Genomic DNA, 15,095 nt, shown 5'->3' with positions numbered 1-15,095 from the left:
CGGAACGCGAACCGCCCGGACGAAGTCGCCGAACTCCTTCGCGTCGCTGTCGACGTTGCCGTTGGAGAAGTTGACGTTCCAGGCGTGCGCCAGGTTCGCGACGTCGGTGCTCGCCGACCAGTAGTCGAGGGGCCGCGTCGGGCCGAAGATCGGATCGATCCGGGGCACGAGGACCGGCACGATGATCGACTCCAGCTCCGGCGCGTCCGGCGTGCTGCCGGGCGGGTTGCCGCTCATGGTCGGGAGCCGCCAGTCGTTGTGCCCGGCGAAGCCGGCATCGTTGAGTCTGTCGAGCCATTCCCAGACGGTCGAGAGCGAGCCCAGCCCCTGGGGGTCGACGTTGCACGTTCCGTCCGCCGGCGCGCACGGCTCGCAGCCACCGTCCTGCCAGTTGGCGGGATCGGTCTGCACCTTGCAGGCCACCTCGGCGCCCACCGTCGGCTGGCACAGCTTGGTCGTGTCGAGCGTGCACACGCCGGCCCACACGTAGCGGTTGTCCACGTCGTGCAGGTCGTTCGGGTTGGGGCCGCCGCCGCCGTCGTCCTTCTTCTCCCACTGCAGGCCCGTCGCCGTGTCGAAGATGGTTCCGTTCCCGAGGTCGCAGAGCGTCCCGGACGTGGCCACGCAGGCGAGCGTCGTCGTGGTGGTCGACGTGCTCGTCGTGGTGCTGGTGGTGGACCACGTGCTCGACGTCGTCGAGCTGCTGGTCGAGGTCGTCGAGGTGGTCGGCTCCTCGGTGGTGGTGGTCGTGCTGCTGCTGGTCGAGGAGCTGCTCGACGTCGAGGTGCTGCTGGTCGTCGACGAGCTCGTCGACGTGGACGACGTGGTCGGCTCCTCGGTCGTGGTCGTCGTGCTGCTCGAGGTGGAGCTGGATGTCGACGTGCTCGACGTCGTCGAGCTGGACGTCGAGGTGCTGGTCGAGGTCGACGAGGTGGTCGGCGCTTCGGTGGTGGTCGAGGTCGACGTGGAGGACGACGTCGACGAGGACGTGCTGCTGGTCGTGGAGCTGCTGGTCGAGCTGGTGGAGGTCGAGGTCGACGTGGAGGACGTCGTGGGCGCTTCCGTGCTCGTGGTGCTGCTGGACGAGGTGCTGCTCGACGTCGAGGAGCTCGTGCTGCTCGACGAGGACGAGCTGCTCGTCGAGGACGACGTGCTGGTCGTGGAGGAGCTGCTGGTGGTCGAGCTGGTCGAGGTCGACGACGAAGTGGACGTCGAGCTCGACGTCGAGGACGTCGTCGGAGCCGCGCTCGTGGACGTCGTGCTGGTCGACGGGGTCGTCGAGGTGCTCGACGTCGAGGACGAGGACGTGGTGGTCGTGGGTGCCGCGGTGGTGCTGGTGCTGCTGGTCGAGGGCGCGGTCGAGGTGGAGGTGCTCGAGGTCGACGTCGTGGGCGCGGCGCTCGTGGAGGTCGTGCTGGTCGACGGCGTGGTCGAGGTGCTCGACGTCGAGGACGAGGACGTGGTGGTCGTGGGCGCCGCGGTGGTGCTGGTGCTGCTGGTCGTCGGGGCGCTCGACGTGGACGTCGACGAAGAGGTCGTGGTCGATGACGTCGTGGGCGCCGCGGAGGTCGACGTGGTGCTGGTCGAGGGCGCGCTCGACGTGGAGGAGCTGCTGGTCGTCGAGGAGCTCGTGGTCGTGGAGGACGTGGTCGAGGAGCTCGTGGTCGTCGACGTCGTGGACGAGCTCGAGGTCGAGGTGCTGGACGACGAGGTCGTGCTGGTCGAGGACGAGGTCGTCGTGGTGGTCGTCGCCGGCGTGAGCGCCCGGCACATCGCGTCGGCCGTGCCGCGCTTGCAGACGAGCGAGGCGCCCGTGTCGTGCGCGATCAGCTTGTAGGAGCACGTGGTGAACTGGGAGCAGAGGCACGTCTGGACGCCGCCGTTCGTGATGCAGTAGGCCGTGTAGACGCCGCCGGCGGGGGCGCCGGCGGCGAGAACGTCGAACGGAAGATCGCCGAGTCCCTTGCCGACGAGCTTCGCGAGCTTGCCGGGCTTGATCAGCGCGAGCTTCGCCTGCGTCGGTCCGCCCGGCGCCGACTTGTTGACGAAGCGCGCCACCTTGGGACTGTTCGCGACCCAAGCGGCGCCCTCGGGCAGCACGAAGCCGCCCTCGGCGAGACCGTTCGCGTACTTCGCGGTGAAGTCGACGGTGATGCTCGATGGATCGGTGCCGGGACCCTTGGTGACGGCGCGATCCTTCGACTCGAAGAGGAACTTCGCTTTGCCGGCGGCGGCGAGCTTGTCCGTCACCGTCAGCTGGGTCGCGGTGACGCCGACGTCGGCCGCGCGCGCGACGGAGGTCAGAAGCAGCAGAGAAACGATCCCGGCGTAGATCGACGCTCGGGAATCACGAACACGCATTCGGTTGGCTCCTCGCCAGATCAGGCCCTTGGACACACGGATGGCGCGGGGAAGGTACCTTTCTCGGTGTTCGCGGCGCAAGCCATTCGGCCCATGCAAGTGCACTGGCCAGCGCCCTGCGCTGTGGGTTCGGCGATGACGTGCAGCGTTCTGCGAAGCCGGCGCGACGCCTTCGGAGCGGCAGTTTGACGCTGCCCGACCCGCGACGTAGCGAGGCGGCAGCATGTCGACGGTGCTTGGAAGCTGTCTCTGTGGTGACGTCGCCTGGAAAGTCGAAGAGCCGCTCGACTTGATGTCGCACTGCCATTGCTCGCGCTGCCGGAAGGCGCACGGCACGGCGTTCGCCACCTACGTCATGGGCCGGGCCGGCGGGTTCGCGTTCCTGCGCGGGCGCGAGGGCGTCCAGCGCTACGAGTCGTCGCCGGGGTTCTTCCGGCCGTTCTGCGGGCGGTGCGGCTCGGTCGTCCCGGACGGCGAGCTGGCGTGGGAGGACCGGGTTGCGATGCCCGCGGGTCCCCTGGAGGGCGACCCGGGCGTCCGCCCCCTCGCGCACATCTTCGTCGGCTCCAAGGCGTCGTGGTTCGAGATCCGCGGCGACATCCCGCGATTCGACGCCGAGCCACCCGGCTTCGGGATGACCCCGCTCGCCGAGCTGCCGCCGCGCAGCGCCGCTTCCGGGCCGCCCCGCGGGAGCTGCCTGTGTGGCGGCGTCGAGTACGTCGTCGAGGGTGCGCCCCTGCGCTCGCAGCACTGTCACTGCTCGCGCTGCCGCAAGGCGCGCGCCGCGGCGCACGCGTCGAACCTCTTCACCGTGGCCGACGGCGTGCGCTTCGTGCGTGGCGAGGACCTGCTCGTCTCCTACAAGGTCCCGGAGGCGCGGTTCTTCACCCAGGTCTTCTGCCGCGTCTGCGGCTCACCCATGCCGCGCATCGATCGCGAGCGCGGCCTCGCGGTCGTGCCGCTCGGCACGCTCGATGGGGACGCGCCCATGCGCCCCCAGCGCCACATCTTCGTGGGATCGATGGCGCCGTGGTACACGATCGCCGACGATCTGCCCCAGCACGCCGAGCTGCCGCCGGTCGCCTGAGGCGCGACGACGGCGGCCGCGCCGCGCGCTTTGAACCGCGGGAGGGGTCTAGTAGTGAACCTGCGTGGCAGGCGTGCGCGAGCTCCGTGTCCGGACCGTGGCCATCTGGATGGTGCTGTCGCTCGCCGCGTGCTCGTCGCCTCCCCGCGACCCGCGGAAGTTCAACGTGCTCATGATCGCGCTCGACGCCTGCCGCGCCGACGCGATCCACGCCTACGGCTTCGAGCGGGAAACGACCCCGGAGCTCGACGCGCTCGCTCGGCATCCGGACACGACGGTCTTCCGCCGCCACTACGTCCAGGCGTCGTGGACGAAGCCGTCGACGGCTTCGCTCTTCACGGGCCGATACGTGTCGAGCCACGGGGTCTACCTGGGGGTTTCGCTCCAGACCTACCGGAACGCGGAGGGGGCCGAGATGACGGTGGCGAATCACGCCTTGTCCGACGACGCGGAGACGCTCGCCGAACGGCTCGCCGCGCACGGCTTCGAGACCTTCGCGATCATGATGAACCACCACCTGGCGCCGGTCTTCGGCCTCGCCCAGGGATTCGGGACGGTGGTACCGTTCCAGGTGAAGAGCGGGGGCGACAGCGTCCGTGCCGTGCGCGCCCTCGACTTCGTACGCGCGCAGCGCGGACGGTTCTTCGGGTACGTCCATCTGCACGGTTGTCACTTCCCGTTCCCGTACTGGCGTCGCGATGGCGAGTACATGACTCGCTACGCCTTTCCGTACGACGAAGCCGCGCGACGACAGAGCGGGGTGGACTTCATCCGTCCCAAGGTGCGCCAGGACATCGCCGACGGCACGCTCCATCTCACGCCGGAGGACGTGCGGTTCCTGCACCTCGTGTACGAGGCGCAACTTCGCCGCGCCGACGACGTCGCCATCGGGCCGCTGTTGCGCGGACTGCGCGACCTCGGCGTCTTCGACGACACCCTCATCGTGGTGACCGCCGACCACGGCGAGGAGCTGTACGACCACGCGGGTTACGGCCATGGACACGCGCTCTGGGAGGAGCTGCTTCATGTCCCCTTCATCGTGAAGTTCCCGCACGGGCGCCGGCCCGCCCAGCTCGGCCCCGAGGTGACGCACCTCTCGCGCGCGATCGACGTGCTGCCGTCGCTTCTCTCCCTCGTGGAGCTGCCGGTCGACGCGGGCCTCCAGGGCGCCGACATCTTCGGCGGAGTGTTCCCGCGCCTGGTGATCGCGGAGATGGCGCCCGTACGCGAGGTGGAGGGCTGGGCAGGTCACCGGCGCGCGTTCCTCGACGAGCGCTACAAGGTGATCGAGACGGACGGCGGTCCGCTGCTCTTCGACCTCGCGCTGGATCCAGGCGAGCGCACGAACGTGGCGAGCGACCATCCGGAGATCGTCGCGCGGCTCGTCACGAGCGGGAGGGCCGAGATCGATCGCGCGGCGGGCGGGCCGCCCATGGCTCGCGAGGTCAAGGAAGCACTGTCTCCGGATGCCGCCGCCAACCTGCGCGAGCTCGGGTACCTCGAGGGCCAATGATCGGCGCCGCCGCCGCCGGCTACTTGAACGGCCGCGGCGGCCACCACGGATAGAACGGCGGCAGGTCGGTCGACGGCTTCATCGGGAACGCCGGCGGACGCTTCTGCAGGAATGAAGTCACGCCCTCGATCGCGTCGGCGGAGCGGCCCATCTCGTAGATGGCCTTCGAGTCGACCTTGTGCGCCTCCATCGGGTGGTCGGCGCCGAGCATGCGCCAGAGCATCGCGCGCGTGAGCGTGACGGAGATCGCCGACGTGTTCTCGACGATCTCGCGCGCGATGCCCCGCGCGGTGTCCATGAGCGCCTCCGGTGCGACCACGCGCGACACGAGGCGGCCGGCGAGCGCCTCCTCGGCCGGGAAGATGCGGCCGGTGTAGCACCACTCCGCCGCCTGGCTGATGCCGACGATGCGCGGCAGGAACCAGCTCGACGCCGCCTCGGGGACGATGCCGCGGCGGGCGAACACGAAGCCGAAGCGTGCGCTCGTCGAGGCGATGCGGACGTCCATCGGCAGCGTCATGGTGCAGCCGACGCCGACCGCCGGGCCGTTGAAGGCCGCGATGACGGGCTTCTTCGACTCGAAGATGCGCAGCGAGACGAGCCCGCCGCCGTCGCGGAACTCCTTGATCTCCGAGGCGCCCTGGCTCTCGTAGTCGAAGGTCTGGCTTCCGCCCGACACGTCGGCGCCGGCGCAGAAGGCGCGGCCGGCGCCGGTCACGATGACGGCGCGCACGGCGTCATCGGCGTCGGTGCGATCGAACGCCTCGATCAGCTCGTACATCATCGTGACCGTGAAGGCGTTCAGCTTCTCCGGCCGGTTGAGCGTGATCGTGCAGACGCCGTCCGCCACGTCGTAGAGGATCTGCGTGAACGACATGCCGGCGGCCTTCAGGCGGCGCTCTTCTTCAGCTCGTAGTCGAGCACCTCGACCGTACCGCCGCCGTCGAGCTCGACGGTGCAGAACCACGATCCGTTCGACACCAAGAGCCGCTCCTTCGTCACGCGTCCCGTGCGGCCGCCGGGCACCGTCACGCGATCGCCGACCTGGATGCGTCCCGCGGGCGGATTCATCGCTCAGGTGATGGTGGCAGCCGCGCTCGAGAGCGACTCGCCGCGCTCGGTCCTGGCCGTGAAGACGATCTTCCCCTTCTCGACCTCCCACATGTCGGTGGTGATCGTCTCGCCGGGGAAGACGACGCCCGAGAAGCGCACCTCGAAGGTCTTCATGCGCGCCGGATCGTTGTCGCAGTAGGCGGCCAGTACCGCGCGGCCCGCGTGGCCGAACGTGCAGAGACCATGCAGGATCGGCGTGTCGAACCCGCCCATCTTCGCGAAGTCGGGATCGGCGTGGAGGGGGTTCATGTCGCCCGACAGGCGGTAGATGAGGGCCTGCTGCGGCAGCGTCTTGTAGGAGATCGACTTGTCGGGCTTGCGGTCGGGCGGCACGTTGCGCGCGCCCGACGGCCCGCGGTCGCCGCCGAAGCCGCCCTCACCGCGCACGAAGATGGAGGACTGCCCGCGGAAGAGCACCTTGCCCTTCTCGTCGACGGATTCCGTCGCGACGACCACGACCGCGCCCTTCACCTTGTCGTAGACGGCCTTGATGGTCGGCGTCGTCGTGACGGTGGCCTCGGTCGGGATGGGCCCGGTGAGCTCGATCGACTGCTCGCCGTGCAGCACCATCGCCGGGTTCACCTGCATGGCGCCGCCGAGGTTCAGCATGGCGGGGAACGCGGGAACGACGGCGAAGGTGGGGAGCACCTTCAGCTCGCGCTCGTAGACGAACTGGAGCTCTTCGCGCCCGCAGCCGACGCCGAGCCCGTAGAGCATGACGTCCTTCTGGTCCCAGCTCTGCGTCACGCCGCCGAGCTTCTTGCCGATGTACGACAGATCGATGGGCATCCGCGAAAGTCACCGCATTTGACCGCCAACGTCAAGGGGACGTAACCGGAGCGGATGGCAGGTGCACTCGACGGCAGGAGCGTGGTCGTGACCGGGGCCTCGAGCGGCATCGGCGCCGCCGTGGTCCGGGCGCTGGCGGCGGCCGGCGCGCGCGTGACGATGGGCGCGCGGCGGCTCGATCGGCTCGAATCGCTCGCGCGCGAGATCGGGCCGCAGGTCGCCGTCGCCCGCACGGACATGCGCGTCGAGGCGGACGTCGTGCGCCTGGTCGCGACGGCGCGCGAGCGTTTCGGCGGCGTCGACGCGCTCGTGAACAACGCCGGCCTCGGTCGCAGGGCGCCGATCGCCGCCGCGACCCCGAGCGAGCCATGGCGCGAGATGCTCGAGACGAACGTGCTGGGTCTCCTCATCGCGACCCGCGAGGCGATCCAGGACATGGAGCGCCGCGGCGTCGCCGGGCACGTCGTCCACGTGTCGTCGATGGCGGGTCACCGCGTTCCCGGTCCCGACTCGGCCGTGTACGCGGCGACGAAGTTCGCCGTGCGCGCGATCACCGAGGGTCTGCGACAGGAGCTGCGCGCCAAGAAGAGCCCGATCCGCGTCTCGTGCGTCTCGCCCGGCTACGTCGACACCGAGTTCACGGGCGTCTTCGTCGGCCCCGGCGCGACGCCGCAGCCGCGCGACACGAAGCAGCTCGAGGCGGGCGACGTCGCGCGGGCGATCGTGTGGATCCTCTCGCAGCCGGCGCACGTCGAGGTCCATGACGTGCTGGTGCGTCCGACCGGGCAGCGGAACTGAGGCGGCGTGGTCGGTCCGCGAGGTCGGGGACGAGGCTTCGGCTTCGGCTCCGCCGCGCGACAGAACACTCGGCTGGGTAACGGCTGACATTTCGTCGCGCCGCTCCGCAGGCGCCTCCGCCTCGTCCCCGACCTCGCGGACCGACGTCGGCGCGCAGCTAGTGCCCGGTCGGCGCAGCGTGCAGCGTTTGTTGGGCGTGAGTGACTACGAGGCCCAGGGCATCGCCGCACTGATCGGACTTCGCGAGCTTGCGGGCGATCGACTTCATGTGCCGGAGGGCTCGGGCTGCGCCCTTCGCGTGGGACTTTGCGTGGGTTGGATCGGCGGTGGTGCGGGCGACCTCGTCGCGAGCTTTTTCGAGCAGCTTGTCGAATTTTGGTGGCACGGTCCTCGGGCAGCCGGCGATCTCGGGGGAGATGGCTAGCGCGCAGCGGGCGGCGTCGTAGGGGGCGGGCGAGGTGCGGCAGCAGAGGTTGAGGTAGTCGACGTCCTTCAGATCGGAGCTCTCGCGCGCCAGCATCGTCGCCCCGGCGGCGGTACCGGCGTCGACGAGGATCGAATCGGTGGCCGCACAGCGCGGCCCGCCTCCGGCGCGCGGCGCATCGAGCGCGAGCCCCGAGATGGCGATCGACGAGATCGGACGCGGGTCGCAGTCGGACGAGGCGAGGCGCGTGCACACGCGCAGGTCGAAGCGGCAAGTGCCGTCGACGACGCCGTCGGCGTCGCACGACGGATCGCCGTCGGTGCAGACGACGCCGCTCGCGCCGTCGGTCGGCGAGAGCCCTTCGAATCCGACCGTGCAATCCGTGTCGACGAGGCCGCCGCCCAGTACGGCGGCGCAGAGCGGGCGAGCTACGACGAGGACGAGGAAGACGACCACGAGGTGCCGCATTGCCGCCCTTCAAGCGCTACGCGCCGCCGACGCGACGGTCAACCGTGGCTAGGAGACCGACCCAAGACGGAGTCTTGGGTCGGCTTCCTAGATGCCGCGTTCGCGCAGGAATTCGAGCGACTCACTCCATAGAGCATCCAGCACGTCGGTGAGCTCGTGCCCCGACTCGTACACGACGAGACGGCGTAGCGCCCCGCGGCGCGCGACGAAGCGCTCGGCGGCCTCGAGCGGCACGGCGTCGTCCCGCCGGCCGTGCAGGACGAGGGCCGGGCAGGTCGGATCGGGCTCCTCGGGGTAGCGCCGGGCGTCGTCGAGGAGCGCGATCGAGAGCGGCTCCTCGCGATCGCGCCCGTAGTGGAACACGGGCGCCGTACCGCGCGCGCGCCACTTCGCCATCGCGGCCTCGCCGACGCTGTGCTCCCATCGCGCGGCGAAGCCGAAGGCGGGCGCCATGAGGACGAGGGCCGGAACCCGATCCGGACGGCGCGCCGCCGCGAGCGCGGCGAGATAGCCGCCGAGGCTCGAGCCGAAGAGGATGGTGGGTCCGGCGTCGAGCAGCGCGTCGGCGATCGCGAGCTGTGAGGTGATCGTCATGTTCGTGAAGTCCGGCGCGAGATCCGGCACCGCGAGCGTATGGCCGCGCTCGGCCAGCCGGGCGCGGAAGACCCGCGCCTTCGTGCTGCCCGGACCCGAGGCGAAGCCGTGCAGATAGGCGAGGCGGGTCACGAGCGCGGCACGAAGTAGTGGAGCCCGATCGCGTCCGAGGCGCGGACGATCCGGAGCTCGACCGGGAGACCCAGCCGGAGCGCCGGCGGCTCGACGCCGCGCACCGCCGTCACCATGCGCGGTCCCTCCTCGAGCTCGACCACGACGACGGCGTACGGCACGTCCTCCATGAAGGGTGGGACGAGCCCCTGGTGCGTCACGGTCCAGCTGAAGACCACGCCACGACCCGACGTCCGCACCCACTGCCAGCGATCGGAGCCGCAGCGGCCGCACATGATGCGCGGCGGGTGGCGCCACACGCCACAGCCGTCGCAGCGCTGCAGGCGGAGCTCGCCCGCGGCGAGGTGCGCGTAGAACTCGGCGTTGAGGCCGTCGGGATTCGGCGTGAAGCGCGGCGTGAACGTCATCGATCGCTCCGCAGGATCGCGAGGCTGCCGTCGCCGAAGTCGCCCCAGCCGGTGACGAGGCCGAGCGTCGCGTCCGGCACCTGCGCCGGGCCGGCCTCGTGGCGCAGCTGCCGCACGGCCTCGATCACGTGGTTCATCCCCCACATGTGCCCCTGCGAGAGGAGCCCGCCGTGCGTATTCAAAGGATAGCGGCCGCCGAGCTCGATCCGGCCGTCGCGCACGAAGTCGGCCGATTCGCCCCGGGCGCAGAGGCCGAGCGCCTCGATCTGCAGGAGCGCCACGTACGTGAAGCAGTCGTAGATCTGCAGGAAGTGGACGTCGTGCGGGCGGATGCCCGCCATCGCGAACGCCTTCGGCGCCGCGAACGAGAGGCCGATCTGGTACGGGTCGGGCCGGTTCGGGATGTCGTCGGCAGGCATGGGATGCCCTTCGGCGGCGCCCATCAGCACGACCGGCGGACGGCGGAGATCGCGCGCGCGCTCGCGGCTCGTCACCACGATCGCGTTCGCGCAGTCGGTCTCGAGCGAGCAGTCGTAGAGCCGGAACGGCTCCGACACCCAGCGCGCGGCGAGGTACTGCTCCATCGTGAGCGGCTTGCCGTGCATGAGCGCGCGCGCGTTGCGCTGCGCGTGGGCGCGGCACGCGACCGCGATCGCACCCGTCGCCTCGTCGGGGATGCCGTACTCCAGCTTGTGGCGCGTCGCGATCCACGCGTACATCTGCACCGGCAGCATCGCGCCGTACGGCATGTAGAAGTCCATGACGACGTCGGCGAGCGTCGTCGCGGTGAGGCCGTGCTTGGGGGTGCGCGCGCCGGGCTTCGGACGGAACGCCGAGTAGCCGTTCCAGCCGACGACGACGAGCACCGCCGTCGCGAGCCCCGCGTCGACGGCCATCGCGGCGCTCTGGAGCGCCGCGACCGGGCTCGCGCCGCCCATGTGCACGGTGACGGAGTAGCGCAGGTCCCGGATCCCGAGGTTCGCGGCGAGCTCCTCGGCGGTCGTGTAGCCCGACGGTGGGATGATGCCGTCGATGTCGGCGAGCCGGAGCCCCGCGTCGGCCGTCGCCTCGCGCGCGACCCGCAGCATCATCTCGACCGGCAGCTCGTCGGCGCCGCGGACGTACTCGGTCTCGGCGACGCCGACGATGGCGGTGCGATCCGCGAAGCCGGGCATCGGGTGCATATGCCGGATCGGAGCGGGTGTGGGCAATCGGTACTCCATCTCCAGGCATTGCGGTTCGGCGGAGCCGGCGTTAGCGTCGCGCGCATGACGGAGCCCGCCCCAGCGGCCCCTGCATCCCCCGCGCGCTACACCGTCGAGGAGTACTTCGCGCTCGTGGATCAGGGCGTGCTCGAGCCCGACGATCGTGTCGAGCTGCTCGAGGGTGTGGTGGTGGCGATGGCGCCGGAGAACTTGTGGCATGCGAACGGGGTGCGACTGGTGGCGCGGGCGGTGACGAAGGCGGTCGGTGCGCGCGGCTACGTCGACCAGCAGCATTGCTTCGATCCGCATCGCCCGGCGCGGGGAGCGGATCGCGCTCGCCGCACTGCCGGACGTCAGCGTCGCGGTCGACGAGCTGCTGCCACCCGCCGAGACGGGCGACCTCGGCTAGGGGTAGCGGCCAAGACTACGTCCCCGGTCGGGGAGTCGGACCGCCGGGATGTCGCGTCCGAGCCTGCGCGAGCGTCGATCAGCGGCCGCGTTCGTCATGCGTACCTCGTGTGCCGCGCCGGCTCCGCCGGCCGCGGCATGTCGGTCGCGCGGGCCACGGGCGGCGACGCCCTCGCGCCCTACCCCCGAGCCAAGACGGAGTCTTGGCTCGATTGCTCCTAGCGCCCGTACGTTCCGACCAGCTCGGCCTTGCCGAGCGTGTGCCCGGCGATCGCGCGCAGCACGTCCGCCTTGGTCGCGCCCGGGGCGAGGCCGGTGGGCGCGTCCAGGGCGTAGAGCGTGAAGTGATAGTGGTGCGGCGGACCGGGGGGCGGGCACGGGCCCCCGTGGCCCGCACGTCGGAAGTCGTTCTTGCCCTGCGTGCCGATCGTGGCGTCGCCCGGCGCGACGCCCGCCGGCAGCGACGTCGCCGTCGCCGGCAGGTCGTAGAGGACCCAATGGACCCAGGTGCCGGCGGGCGCGTCGGGGTCGTCGACCACGAGCGCGAAGGCCTTGGTGCCGGCGGGCGGGTCACGCCAGGCGAGCGGCGGCGAGGCGTCCTTGCCGTCGCACGTGTGCTCGCGCGGGATGGTCGCCCCCGCCGCAAAGGCGCCGCTCGTGAGGGTGAACGTCGCCGCCGTGGCGGAACTCCCCGCGACGAGGACGAGGGCGCCCGCAGCCACGCCGCGCACCGACATGGCGCGAGCATAGCCCGACTGCGGCCGCGCTCAACCCCGACCGTTTGACAGCGACGCCCGGGCCGGCGATCAGGCGACGGCGATGCGCGTCGGCGCGATCGGAGAGAGCTTCATGGAACGGCTCGGTCTCGTGAGCGGCGTGGTGCCGACGCCGTTCGTCGACTCGTGGGCGACGTTCATCTTCGCACGGACCGTGATGGTCGCCGTGCGGATCGGGCTCTTCGATGCGCTCGAAGAGGGACCGCTCGAAGCCCCGGAAATCGCCCAACGGTGCGGAACCGACGCGCGCGGCACGACGAAGCTCCTCGGCGCGCTCGCCGCGTCGGGCTACGTCGAGCTCGCCGGGACGCGCTACGCGCTGACCGCGCTCGCGCGCAAGTGGCTCCTCGCCTCGAGCCCGCAGTCGCTGCGCGACGTCATCCTGCTGCGCTTCGTCGACTGGGAGTGGCTCGGCGAGCTGGAGCGATTCGTCCGCACGGGCGCGCCGGTCGACATGCACGCGCGCATGTCGAAGGAGCAGTGGGGCATCTACCAGCGCGGCATGCGCGCGCTCGCGCGCACGTCGGCGGCGGAGGTGATCCAGCGCACGCCCGTGCCGAAGGGCGCGACGGCCCTGCTCGACGTCGGCGGTTCCCACGGGCTCTATTCGGTCGCGTTCTGCCGCCAGTACCCGGCGCTGCGCGCGACGGTGCTGGATCTTCCGGAAGCGGTCGCCGAGGCCGCGCCGCTCCTCGCCGAGGAGAGGATCGGCGATCGCGTCGTGCATCGGGTCGGCAACGCGATCACCGACGACTTCGGCACGAGCGTCTATGACGTGGTGCTGTTCTCGCAGGTCGTGCACCTCTTCAGGGCGGAGGTGTGCCGCGACCTCGTGCGCCGCGCAGCGGGCGCGCTGCGCCCCGGAGGCCACGTCGTCATCTTCGACATCATCCGCCCGCCGTCGCCAACGGCCAGCGGGCAGGGTGCCGCCTTGATGGACCTCTACTTCGCGCTGGTGAGCGAGTCGGGCACCTGGTCGTTCGAGGAGATGGCGAGCTGGCAGCGCGACGCGGGCCTCACCGCGAAGAAGCCGATCCGACTCATGAGGCTGCCGGGGCTCGGGATCCAGGTCGGCGTGAAGCGGTGACGGCGGCGCAGATCATCCAGGGCTTCGAGGTCGAGGCGGTCGTCGTGTTCGCCATCGTCGGCTGGCGCGTGCTGAGCCAGCTCCTCTTCACGGGAACGCTGGGCGTCCTCGGCTGCCTGTTCGTCGGCGGCCTCGCGGTCGCGATCGTGGGCGATCCGATCGCCAACTGGGGACTCACGGCGCTCTACAGCGATCAGTTCATGCTGCTGCCGGCGGCCATGGGATGGGGGCTCTCGCCGGCCCAGTCGTGGGCGTGCGTGTTCGCGTACCCGTGGTGCTTTCCGATGATGGCGTACGCCGGGCGGTGGATCGCGCGCCGGCTCGGCGGCACGTCGGCGCCCGCCGGGTTCCTCGGCGGCGCGCTCGTCGGGGCCGTGCTCTTCACGCTCGCCGTCCCCGTGACCTTCGTGCCGCGCCAGGTGATCGTCTACCAGAACGCGCCGCCCTGGCCGCTGACGCTCTTCGCCGGAACGCCGGGACAGGTCCAGCTCCTCGACGTGCTCGGGATCACCGTGTTCGTCGGGCTGCTCACGGCGATTCTCATGCCGGCGGCCGGCCAGTCCCGGTTCGAGCGCTGGCTTCCGCGCGGGGTGGTCGGGCGTGCGGGCGTCTCATCGGTGGTCGTGCTGGGGCTCTTTCTCCTCGCCTTCTCGCCGGCGCTCGCCGTGCGCGCCCTCGGGCTCGACACCGCGGTCGGCTTCGCGCACTCGCCGTTCAAGACGGTGCCGCTCTACGGCCAGGTCGAGGCGTACCCGCAGGAGGTCGTAAAGAACTTCATCACCGCCTGCACCAGGAACCTCGACGAGGGCCGTTGCCGGTGCTCGATCGACGCCATCCGGCGTCGCTTCACGGCCGACGAGTATCACGCCTTGGAAATGCGCGCCGCGAAGGGCGACATGCCGCAGGAGCTTGTCGCCGCGGTGGACGAATGCCGCTACTGATCGCCGAGCAAAGGCGGCACGAGCCGCTCGAGCGCCTCGGCGGTGAGGAACCGCTCGTGCCACGTGAGGGCGCCGCGCGCCACCAGCGCCGAGGTCGGGAGGCCCCGGGGGAAGAGCGCTTCGGCGCGCGACTCTTCGCCCGCGGCGAGGCGCACGGTGTCGTACTCCATGCCCCAGGCGTCGCGGGCCTCTGCGACGCGCTTGGCGTCGGTCTCGAGGGCGACGCCGACGACGCGCAGACCTCGCTCGCGCCACTTCGCGGCGGCGCGATTCAGCGCCGGAACCTCGGCGCGGCACGGCGGGCAGTAGGTCGCCCAGAACGCGAGGACGGTCGGCGCCCCCGCGGCCACCTCGCGCAGGGTCGTCGCGGTGCCGTCTCGTCGCACGACGCGCAGCTCGAGCACCGCCGACGGGGACGGAGCTGCGACGGGCGCCGGCGGTTCCGCGGCGCCCGCGGCCAGCGCGAACGCCGCGGCAAGAGCGAGCACGGGAGCTATTTCACTACGATCTGACCCTTGGCGGGAAGGATGCTGCCCGGTCCGGCGCCCTTGTGGTCGCCGCCCACGATCATCGCGGTGAACGCGTAGGCTCCCGGCTCGAGCGAGCAGACGCTCGCGAAGCGACCGGGCGGCAGGGTGCCGACCAGCTTGTCGTTCTCCCAGGTGAAGAGCGCCCACGGAGGCGAATCGGCGGCGGCGCCGCCCGCACCCTTCACGAGACCACAGTGGATCTTCTCCTTCAGATCGGCCGGGTCCGTGAACACGACCTTGATCGGGTGCACCGAGTAGTTGACGAACGACACGACGTCGCCGTGGGCGAGGTTCGTCGTGGAGGGCCGCACGTCGTTGCCGTCGAGCGTCACGGTCTGTGTGCCGTGTTGGGCGTGATCGCCCTCGTGCTCGGCGAACGCGGGGATCGCGCCGAGCGCGAGCAGCAGGGCCAGCGAGAGACGGGTAGCGCGGATCGTCATGGCGGCCTCCCTGATGAACGGT

The 15,095-nt window shown here is 70.9% G+C and carries 19 protein-coding genes; 8 read left to right on the top strand and 11 right to left on the bottom strand.

All coding sequences use genetic code 11. From position 1 onward, the window contains the following. Positions 1-624, bottom strand: a 624-nt coding sequence (locus VMS22_22590) for a DUF1566 domain-containing protein (protein ID HXJ36835.1), incomplete at its 3' end; no start/stop codon positions are given. Between VMS22_22590 and VMS22_22585 the strand changes: the two genes are divergently transcribed. From VMS22_22585 to VMS22_22570, 4 genes are all read left to right on the top strand, one after another. After that, positions 617-1,837, top strand: coding sequence for a hypothetical protein (locus VMS22_22585; protein HXJ36834.1), 1,221 nt, complete (start codon positions 617-619; stop codon positions 1,835-1,837). The two genes, VMS22_22590 and VMS22_22585, sit on opposite strands and share 8 nt — an antisense overlap. Beyond that, a complete protein-coding gene (locus VMS22_22580) occupies positions 1,819-2,550 on the top strand; it encodes a hypothetical protein (protein ID HXJ36833.1) in 732 nt (243 codons plus the stop codon). The genes VMS22_22585 and VMS22_22580 overlap by 19 nt, the downstream gene beginning before the upstream one ends. 34 nt (positions 2,551-2,584) lie before the next feature. Then, entirely contained in the window at positions 2,585-3,448 is an 864-nt protein-coding gene (locus tag VMS22_22575; protein HXJ36832.1) for a GFA family protein, read from the top strand. A gap of 64 nt (positions 3,449-3,512) precedes the next feature. Continuing rightward, entirely contained in the window at positions 3,513-4,961 is a 1,449-nt protein-coding gene (locus VMS22_22570; protein HXJ36831.1) for a sulfatase, read from the top strand. A gap of 19 nt (positions 4,962-4,980) precedes the next feature. Here VMS22_22570 and VMS22_22565 read toward each other — a convergent pair whose 3' ends face one another. The 3 genes from VMS22_22565 to VMS22_22555 are packed head-to-tail and all read right to left on the bottom strand — an operon-like array spanning position 4,981 to position 6,863. Next, positions 4,981-5,838, bottom strand: coding sequence for a crotonase/enoyl-CoA hydratase family protein (locus VMS22_22565; protein ID HXJ36830.1), 858 nt, complete (start codon positions 5,836-5,838; stop codon positions 4,981-4,983). 11 nt (positions 5,839-5,849) lie between these two features. Continuing rightward, positions 5,850-6,032 carry a hypothetical protein gene (locus VMS22_22560; GenBank protein ID HXJ36829.1) on the bottom strand — a complete coding sequence of 61 codons (183 nt, stop codon included), beginning with the start codon at positions 6,030-6,032 and terminating at the stop codon, positions 5,850-5,852. 3 nt (positions 6,033-6,035) lie between these two features. Beyond that, positions 6,036-6,863: a MaoC/PaaZ C-terminal domain-containing protein gene (locus VMS22_22555; protein ID HXJ36828.1), complete on the bottom strand. Its 828-nt coding sequence runs from the start codon at positions 6,861-6,863 to the stop codon at positions 6,036-6,038. 54 nt (positions 6,864-6,917) lie between these two features. Between VMS22_22555 and VMS22_22550 the strand changes: the two genes are divergently transcribed. Next, entirely contained in the window at positions 6,918-7,661 is a 744-nt protein-coding gene (locus VMS22_22550) for an SDR family NAD(P)-dependent oxidoreductase (GenBank protein HXJ36827.1), read from the top strand. Positions 7,662-7,818: 157 nt separating this feature from the next. Here the strand turns inward: VMS22_22550 and VMS22_22545 are convergent, their stop codons facing one another. The 4 genes from VMS22_22545 to VMS22_22530 form a co-directional block, all read right to left on the bottom strand. Then, positions 7,819-8,553: a hypothetical protein gene (locus tag VMS22_22545; GenBank protein HXJ36826.1), complete on the bottom strand. Its 735-nt coding sequence runs from the start codon at positions 8,551-8,553 to the stop codon at positions 7,819-7,821. An 87-nt stretch (positions 8,554-8,640) separates the two neighbouring features. Continuing rightward, positions 8,641-9,279: a YqiA/YcfP family alpha/beta fold hydrolase gene (locus VMS22_22540; GenBank protein ID HXJ36825.1), complete on the bottom strand. Its 639-nt coding sequence runs from the start codon at positions 9,277-9,279 to the stop codon at positions 8,641-8,643. After that, entirely contained in the window at positions 9,276-9,686 is a 411-nt protein-coding gene (locus tag VMS22_22535) for an OB-fold domain-containing protein (GenBank protein ID HXJ36824.1), read from the bottom strand. Before VMS22_22535 ends, VMS22_22540 begins: the two co-directional genes overlap by 4 nt. Next, positions 9,683-10,861 carry a transporter gene (locus VMS22_22530; GenBank protein HXJ36823.1) on the bottom strand — a complete coding sequence of 393 codons (1,179 nt, stop codon included), beginning with the start codon at positions 10,859-10,861 and terminating at the stop codon, positions 9,683-9,685. The genes VMS22_22535 and VMS22_22530 overlap by 4 nt, the downstream gene beginning before the upstream one ends. A gap of 295 nt (positions 10,862-11,156) precedes the next feature. Between VMS22_22530 and VMS22_22525 the strand changes: the two genes are divergently transcribed. Continuing rightward, positions 11,157-11,300, top strand: coding sequence for a hypothetical protein (locus tag VMS22_22525; GenBank protein HXJ36822.1), 144 nt, complete (start codon positions 11,157-11,159; stop codon positions 11,298-11,300). Positions 11,301-11,517: 217 nt separating this feature from the next. On the opposite strand, the gene VMS22_22520 is transcribed toward VMS22_22525, so the two are convergent. Continuing rightward, complete coding sequence (locus tag VMS22_22520; protein HXJ36821.1) at positions 11,518-12,036, bottom strand: YbhB/YbcL family Raf kinase inhibitor-like protein; 519 nt, start codon at positions 12,034-12,036, stop codon at positions 11,518-11,520. A gap of 82 nt (positions 12,037-12,118) precedes the next feature. On the opposite strand from VMS22_22520, the gene VMS22_22515 reads away from it, so the two are divergent. Both VMS22_22515 and VMS22_22510 read left to right on the top strand, forming a co-directional pair. Next, a complete protein-coding gene (locus VMS22_22515) occupies positions 12,119-13,162 on the top strand; it encodes a class I SAM-dependent methyltransferase (GenBank protein HXJ36820.1) in 1,044 nt (347 codons plus the stop codon). Further along, entirely contained in the window at positions 13,159-14,103 is a 945-nt protein-coding gene (locus VMS22_22510; protein ID HXJ36819.1) for a hypothetical protein, read from the top strand. Before VMS22_22515 ends, VMS22_22510 begins: the two co-directional genes overlap by 4 nt. Here the strand turns inward: VMS22_22510 and VMS22_22505 are convergent. Both VMS22_22505 and VMS22_22500 read right to left on the bottom strand, forming a co-directional pair. Beyond that, positions 14,097-14,591: a TlpA disulfide reductase family protein gene (locus VMS22_22505; protein HXJ36818.1), complete on the bottom strand. Its 495-nt coding sequence runs from the start codon at positions 14,589-14,591 to the stop codon at positions 14,097-14,099. The genes VMS22_22510 and VMS22_22505 overlap by 7 nt on opposite strands. 5 nt (positions 14,592-14,596) lie before the next feature. After that, positions 14,597-15,073 (bottom strand): hypothetical protein, encoded by a 477-nt coding sequence (locus VMS22_22500; GenBank protein ID HXJ36817.1) that lies wholly within the window; start codon positions 15,071-15,073, stop codon positions 14,597-14,599. Positions 15,074-15,095: the final 22 nt, after the last annotated feature.

Source organism: Candidatus Eisenbacteria bacterium, assembly GCA_035577985.1.
GTDB lineage: Bacteria > Desulfobacterota > Binatia > DP-6 > DP-6 > DATJZY01.
The sequence above is the reverse complement of the archived record's forward strand: the minus strand, read 5'-3'. Positions and strand labels throughout refer to the sequence as shown.

Excerpts from the sequence above, each read along its gene's own strand:
- VMS22_22575 (HXJ36832.1), top strand. The coding sequence starts at position 2,585 with ATGTCGACGGTGCTTGGAAGCTGTCTCTGTGGTGACGTCGCCTGGAAA.
- VMS22_22565 (HXJ36830.1), bottom strand. The coding sequence starts at position 5,838 with ATGTCGTTCACGCAGATCCTCTACGACGTGGCGGACGGCGTCTGCACG.
- VMS22_22560 (HXJ36829.1), bottom strand. The coding sequence starts at position 6,032 with ATGAATCCGCCCGCGGGACGCATCCAGGTCGGCGATCGCGTGACGGTG.
- VMS22_22555 (HXJ36828.1), bottom strand. The coding sequence starts at position 6,863 with ATGCCCATCGATCTGTCGTACATCGGCAAGAAGCTCGGCGGCGTGACG.
- VMS22_22550 (HXJ36827.1), top strand. The coding sequence starts at position 6,918 with ATGGCAGGTGCACTCGACGGCAGGAGCGTGGTCGTGACCGGGGCCTCG.
- VMS22_22545 (HXJ36826.1), bottom strand. The coding sequence starts at position 8,553 with ATGCGGCACCTCGTGGTCGTCTTCCTCGTCCTCGTCGTAGCTCGCCCG.
- VMS22_22535 (HXJ36824.1), bottom strand. The coding sequence starts at position 9,686 with ATGACGTTCACGCCGCGCTTCACGCCGAATCCCGACGGCCTCAACGCC.
- VMS22_22530 (HXJ36823.1), bottom strand. The coding sequence starts at position 10,861 with ATGCCCGGCTTCGCGGATCGCACCGCCATCGTCGGCGTCGCCGAGACC.
- VMS22_22520 (HXJ36821.1), bottom strand. The coding sequence starts at position 12,036 with ATGTCGGTGCGCGGCGTGGCTGCGGGCGCCCTCGTCCTCGTCGCGGGG.
- VMS22_22515 (HXJ36820.1), top strand. The coding sequence starts at position 12,119 with ATGCGCGTCGGCGCGATCGGAGAGAGCTTCATGGAACGGCTCGGTCTC.
- VMS22_22500 (HXJ36817.1), bottom strand. The coding sequence starts at position 15,073 with ATGACGATCCGCGCTACCCGTCTCTCGCTGGCCCTGCTGCTCGCGCTC.